At 71.0% G+C, this 5,712-nt stretch carries 4 protein-coding genes; 3 read left to right on the forward strand and 1 reads right to left on the reverse strand.

Features of this window, described 5'->3' with window-relative positions:
- Positions 1-50: 50 nt before the first annotated feature.
- Positions 51-1,685 (reverse strand): murein biosynthesis integral membrane protein MurJ, encoded by a 1,635-nt coding sequence (gene murJ / locus OOT08_RS14660; RefSeq protein WP_325093527.1) that lies wholly within the window; start codon positions 1,683-1,685, stop codon positions 51-53.
- Between the two features lie 187 nt (positions 1,686-1,872).
- Between murJ and OOT08_RS14665 the strand changes: the two genes are divergently transcribed.
- The 3 genes from OOT08_RS14665 to OOT08_RS14675 form a co-directional block, all read left to right on the forward strand.
- Entirely contained in the window at positions 1,873-4,740 is a 2,868-nt protein-coding gene (locus OOT08_RS14665) for an FtsK/SpoIIIE family DNA translocase (protein ID WP_325093528.1), read from the forward strand.
- Positions 4,741-4,806: 66 nt separating this feature from the next.
- Positions 4,807-5,403 carry a CDP-diacylglycerol--glycerol-3-phosphate 3-phosphatidyltransferase gene (pgsA, locus tag OOT08_RS14670; protein WP_325093529.1) on the forward strand — a complete coding sequence of 199 codons (597 nt, stop codon included), beginning with the start codon at positions 4,807-4,809 and terminating at the stop codon, positions 5,401-5,403.
- Positions 5,400-5,712, forward strand: a 313-nt coding sequence (locus tag OOT08_RS14675; RefSeq protein ID WP_325093530.1) for a CinA family protein, incomplete at its 3' end; no start/stop codon positions are given. The genes pgsA and OOT08_RS14675, both read left to right, overlap by 4 nt.

Below are 5,712 nucleotides of genomic sequence, written 5' to 3' on the forward strand. Positions count from 1 at the left end.
CGGCGGTGGCTGGCGCAGCTGCGGTCCGCCTGCGGCGGACCCGGATCAGTCTAGCGACGGAAGATCCGCTTGAGCGGTGAGCCCAGCCGGGCGGCGAGCCCGAGCATCTCTCGGTTGCCGAGCGCGTAGAGGGCCCCGGCGTAGAGCCCGGCCATGATCAGGAAGATCAGGGCGCAGGTGACGAAGGCCTGCCCGAAGCCCGCGACGACGAAGCTCTCCGGGCCGACGCCGCCGAGCAGGAGCAGGGCGCCGAAGCCGCCGGCGGCGGAGACGATCGCGCCGAGCGCGGACTGGACGAGGGAGCGCGAGAGCGCCCGCCCGCCCAGGATGCCGATCCGGCGGCGGAGGATGAGCACGGTGGTGATCGCCTGCGCGCCGAGCAGGAGCGAGACAAAGCCGCTGAGCGAGGCGGTGATCATCTCGGGCGGCAGCGTCGCGCAGAAGGCCGAGGCGGCGAGGGTCAGCGCGGACTGGCCCGCCGTGATGAGGAAGGGCGTCTTGGTGTCGCTCATCGCGAAGAAGCCCCGGTTGAACACGAAGAGCAGGCTGAAGGGGACGAGCCCGATCAGGTTCGCGATGAGCACGACGGCGAGCGAGGAAACCCCGACGTCGCTCGCGGTGGGCTGCATTAGGCGGCTGATCGGGAAGGCCAGCACGATCAGGACCACGCTGAAGAACATCATCGCGAAGCCCGCGAGGCGCGCGGACGAGGACAGGTCCTGCTTGAACAGGTCCATCCGGTTCCGGTGCACGTTCTCGCTCATCCGGGTGAAGTACGCGGTCACGAGGGAGATCGTGATGATCGAGTGCGGGAGGACGAAGATCCACCCGGCCATATCGGAGGCGGCCAGGGCGGCCCCGGTGCCCGAGGCGATGTTCATGACGCTGCCGTTGACGAAGCCGACGACCTGGGTCACGATGACGCTCGCGAAGGTCCAGCTGGCGATGCGCCCGGTCTGCGCGAGCCCCATGCCGCGCCAGGCGAAGTCGGGGCGGAAGCTCAGGCCGGCGCGCTTCCAGAACAGGAACAACACGAGGGCCTGCGCGGCGACGCCGAGCGTGGCGGAGCCCGCGAGCAGGGCCATGCCCCCGGTCGACCACGCATCCACGGCGCGGTGCCCGTCGGGGTCCGGCCCGTAGACGAGCACGAAGACGAGCATGCCGGCGATGTTCAGGATGTTGTTGAGCACGGGTGCCCAGGCATAGGGGCCGAAGAGGCTCTTCGCGTTCAGGACCTCGCCGAGCACGGTGTAGAGCGTGTAGAAGAGGATCTGGGGCAGCAGCCAGTACGCGAACATCGTCGCGAGGTGGAGCTGCTCGGGGGGCCAGGTGGCCCCGAGGAGCTTCACGAGGATCGGGGCGATCGCGACGGCAACGACCATCATGGCCCCGGAGCCGACGATCGCGATCGTGACCAGCTTGTTGATGTAGCCGCGGCCGCCGTCTCTGGCGAGCGCCGCCTTCGTGATCTGGGGCACGAGCACGGCGCTGAGCACGCCCGTGGCGACGAGGGTGTAAATCGTGTTCGGGATGCGCGAGGCCACCGCGAAGGCGTCCGCCCCCGGGCTCAGGCTGATCCCGATGGCGTAGGCGAGGATCATGGCCCGGACGAGGCCGAGCACCCGCGAGACGATCGTCCCAGAGGCGATAAAGAGGCTCGCGCGGCCGATCCCGGAGGTGCTCACTCGCCCCGGCCGATCGCTCGGGAGGACGTGAGCGGGGCGGGGCGCCGCAAAAGGGAGGATGCCATGAGTCCCGAGCTTAGTCTGTCCCGGGTGGGCCGCACCCGGGAGCACGCCGTGATTCCGCGGGTTTTCAACACACCCGGCCCGCAGGTGCCCGCTGTCGGTTGCTGCTTGTACCCTGTGAACCATGGCCAGCAAGACCCCCGCGACCCGAGCAAAAAAGGGCGCACCCACCGCGAGCACGCGCACCCGCGCGACCGCGACGACGAAAAACGCGACCGCGAAAACGGTCGCGTTCGAGACGGCCGCGCGCGATCCCTGGCTGGTGCGCGCCTGGACCGCGATGGGCCACGGGATCGGCGGGCTCGCCCGCGCCTTCCGCCTGGAACCCATCGCGCCGGAGGACCGCCGCGACGGGATCCCGCTGGCCCTCGTGCTGCTCGCCGTGATCGGCGTGGTCACCGAGTGGTTCCTCATCGGCAACCCTGTCGCCGTGCAGCTGGGCGCGTGGACCTTCGGCGGCCTCTTCGGCGGCGTCGCCTTCGGGCTCCCCATCGTGATGGGCATCTTCGCGTTCTGGCTGTTTAACAACCCCTCCAGCGTGCACGACAACCGCCGCATCGGCATCGGCCTCGGCCTCGCGCTCCTGTCGGTTGCCGGGATCTGCCACCTCTTCGGCGGGCGGCCGAACCCCCGCGAGGGCATGGTGACCCTCGCGAGCGGGGGTGGGCTCTTCGGCTGGATGATCGGCGAGCCGCTCGCGCAGCTCACGGTTCCGGTCGCGACGGTCGTGCTCTCCCTGTTGCTCCTGCTCGCCGTGCTCATCATCACGAAGACCCCGCCGAACCGGATCGGGGCCCGCTTCGGCGAGGCCTACCGCTACCTCTTCGGGGCCCCCGAGCCCGCGACCCCGGCCGCCGACGCGGCGGACCTCGTCGAGGCCGCCGAGCGCGCCCCGGCAAAGCCCAAGCGCGGCCGAGGCAAGAAAGCCGACAGCGCCCTCTTCGACGTCGAGGACGAGCCCGGCGCGGGGGAGCTGCCCTGGTGGCGGCGCACCGAGTCCGGCCGCGAGGAGGATCCCGAGTACGGCGCCGCGCCCATCGAGGCCGCCGTCGCCGCGCTCGGCTTCGACGACGAGCCCGAGCGCGCCCCGGCCAAGCCCGCCTTCGACTCGCCGCTCGAGAGCGCCGAGCCCCGGGCTGAGGCCGAGCCAGAGGGGGTCTACCCCACGGGCCTGTTCGCCGACCTGCTCCAGGCGGAGCAGGCGGCCGCCCAGGCCCCCGCGGTCGGCTCCGGCCTCGGCGATGATACGCCGACGACCGCCTACGATCCCTTCGAGAGCGCCCCCGAGCCCACCTCGGAGCCCGCGGCCCCGCTCTCCGAATCCCAGCCCACCCGAATCCTGCCCCTCGCGGGCGCCGCGGACGGCCAGGCGCAGCCCGAGTACGAGCTGCCCGACGACGGCACGCTCGCCGCCGGGCCGCCGTCCAAGGCGAGCTCGCAGGCGAACGAGGACATTGTCGCCTCGATCACCGAGGTGCTCGCCCAGTTCAAGGTGGACGCGGTCGTGACCGGCTTCTCCCGGGGGCCGACGGTGACCCGCTACGAGATCGAGCTCGGCCCCGGCGTCAAGGTCGAGCGGGTCACCGCGCTGTCCAAGAACCTCTCCTACGCGGTCGCCTCGAACGAGGTGCGCATCCTCTCGCCGATCCCCGGCAAGAGCGCCATCGGCGTCGAGATCCCGAACAAGGACCGCGAAAACGTCTCGCTCGGCGATGTGCTGCGCTCGCCCGCCGCCCGCAAGAGCACCCACCCGCTCACGATCGGCATCGGCAAGGACGTCGAGGGCGGCTACGTCGTCGCGAACCTCGCGAAGACCCCCCACCTCCTCGTGGCCGGGTCCACCGGCTCCGGAAAGTCCAGCTTCGTGAACTCCATGATCACGAGCCTGCTCATGCGCTCGACGCCCGCCGAGGTGCGCATGGTGCTCGTGGACCCGAAGCGCGTGGAGCTCACGATTTATCAGGGCGTGCCGCACCTGATCACCCCCATCATCACGAACCCGAAGAAGGCGGCCGAAGCGCTGCAGTGGGTCGTGAAAGAGATGGACATGCGCTACGACGACCTGGAGAGCTTCGGCTTCCGGCACATCGACGACTTCAACGAGGCCGTCCGCTCGGGTGGCATCGTGCTCCCCGAGGGCAGCCAGCGCGTGCTCAAGCCCTACCCCTACCTCCTGGTGGTCGTCGACGAGCTCGCCGACCTCATGCTCGTCGCCCCGCGGGACGTGGAAGAGTCGATCGTGCGCATCACGCAGCTCGCCCGCGCCTCCGGAATCCACCTCGTGCTCGCGACCCAGCGGCCCTCCGTTGACGTCGTCACGGGCCTGATTAAGGCGAATGTGCCGAGCCGCCTCGCCTTCGCGGTGGCCTCGGTCACCGACTCCCGCGTCATCCTGGACCAGCCGGGAGCCGACAAGCTCATCGGCCAGGGCGACGGCCTGTTCCTGCCGATGGGGGCGTCGAAGCCCATCCGGGTGCAGGGCGCGTGGGTGCGCGAGGAGGAGATCACCCGCGTTGTCGAGCACGTCAAGGCGCAGGCGATGCCCGAGTACCGCGCCGACGTCGCCCAGACGGTGCAGGCGAAGGAGGTCGACGCCGACATCGGGGACGACCTGGAGCTGCTGCTCGCGGCAACCGAGCTCGTGGTCTCGAGCCAGTTCGGCTCGACCTCGATGCTGCAGCGCAAGCTCCGCGTCGGCTTCGCGAAGGCGGGCCGACTCATGGACCTCATGGAATCGCGCGAGATCGTCGGCCCCTCGGAGGGTTCGAAGGCGCGCGACGTCCTGGTCACTCAGGAGCAGCTGGGCGCGACGCTCGCGAAGCTGCGCGGCGAGCCCGCCTCGCCCGGGGCCGGCCCGCAGTTCACCGGCGGCGGCTCCGCGACGCTCCAGGCCGAGGCCTTCGATCCGCTGGAGGCCCGCACCGAGGGTCTGGAAGAGGTCGAGGCCGAGGAGAGCGAGGACGCCTGGGGTCTGACCGGGCGGGACGACTAGCCTGAAGCACACGGGGCGCGTTGCGCGCGGCCCCGCGCCCGCAGTACCACGACGAGGGGAACCCCGATGACCGATGCGAACGCTCCCGCCGCTCCGCCCGCGAAGCCGAGGAACTGGAACGCGCCCAATGTGATCACGGCGGCCCGTATCGTGGCCACCCCGTTCTTCCTGTGGGCGCTGCTCGCCGACGGCGGGGCGCTCGGCCCCTGGCGCTGGGTCGCGGCCATCTTCTTCGTGGTGGCCATCGCGAGCGACGCCCTCGACGGCTACCTCGCCCGGAAGCACAACCTGATTACCGATCTCGGCAAGCTCCTCGACCCGATCGCGGACAAGGCCCTGATCGGCAGCGCGCTCATCGGTCTCTCGATCCTCGGCGAGCTGCCCTGGTGGGTCACGATCATCATCCTCATCCGCGAGGTCGGGGTGACCGTGCACCGGCTCTTCGAGGCTCGCTCGGTCGTCGTGGCCGCCGCGTGGATGGGCAAGCTCAAAACCGTCGCGCAGTCCGTCGCGATCGCGCTCGCGCTGTTCCCCCTGGCCGGGCTCGTCGGGGACTGGATCGTTCCGGTGAACATTGCCACGATGGCGATCGCCTTCGGCCTCACCCTCGCGAGCGGGATCGACTACGTCATCACCGCGGCCCGGCTGGGGAAGCGGGCATGACCCTCGCCGCGGAGTGCATCCGCCTCGCCGCCGAGCGGGGGGTGCGCCTCGCGGTGGCAGAGTCGCTCACCGGGGGTCTCCTCTGCGCGGAGCTGGTCCGGGTGCCCGGCGCGTCCGCGGCGGTCTCCGGGGGCGTCGTCGCCTACGCCACGGAGCTGAAGGCGAGCCTGCTGGGCGTGGCTGAGGAGCGGCTGCGCGAGACGGGACCGGTCGACGCGCTCGTGGCCGAGCAGATGGCGCGCGGCGTCCGGCAGGCGTGCGCGCTGGGCGGGGTTCCCGCGGATGTTGGCCTCGCCACAACGGGCGTCG

Source organism: Leucobacter sp. M11 (assembly GCF_035726885.1).
GTDB lineage: Bacteria > Actinomycetota > Actinomycetes > Actinomycetales > Microbacteriaceae > JAPFRB01.